We start from the raw sequence: 538 nt of genomic DNA, 5'->3' as shown, positions 1-538 counted from the left end.
AGAGTATCCGGAGATCCGGCAGAAGCTCTGGAAGGAAATGTTCTGGAGTCAGAGCTTCTGCCTCCTGAGTGCCGGCGGAGTTCCGATCGAAGTGATCCGCCAGTACATCGAGACGCAGGGGGAGAAAAAACATGAACGTAGTATACCGGTTTCGGATGTATCCCAATAAAATACAGCAGGAACTGTTTGCAAAAACATTTGGATGTGTCAGGTTTGTATATAACCGGATGCTGGCAGAAAAGAAGGAATGCTATGAAAAGACCGGAAAAAACCTGAAGGTCACTCCGGCAAAATACAAGGCAGAGTTTCCATGGCTAAAAGAAGTGGACAGCCTTGCTCTGTGCAATGCCCAGCTGCATCTGCAGACTGCTTATAAAAACTTTTTCCGGGACCCATCGTTTGGATTTCCAAAATTCAAGTCAAAAAAGAATCCTGTTAAAAGCTATACCACAAATAGTGTCAATGGAAATATCCTGTTAAAAGATGGGAAGCTGAAGCTCCCAAAGGCAGGCTGGATCCGGATCCGGCAGCATCGTAA

Annotated in this window: 2 protein-coding genes; both read left to right on the top strand. The window is 45.9% G+C overall.

What is annotated here, in order from left to right; genetic code table 11:
- Positions 1-169 (top strand): transposase (locus GPK90_RS17860; protein ID WP_215703588.1); only part of this gene is annotated, 169 nt, incomplete at its 5' end.
- Positions 132-538 (top strand): RNA-guided endonuclease TnpB family protein (locus GPK90_RS17855; protein ID WP_215703587.1); only part of this gene is annotated, 407 nt, incomplete at its 3' end. The genes GPK90_RS17860 and GPK90_RS17855, both read left to right, overlap by 38 nt.

The sequence above is a fragment of the Clostridium sp. MCC344 genome (assembly GCF_018785365.1).
Classification (GTDB): Bacteria; Bacillota; Clostridia; order Lachnospirales; family Lachnospiraceae; genus Pilosibacter.
This window is presented reverse-complemented; position numbering and strand designations above follow the sequence as displayed.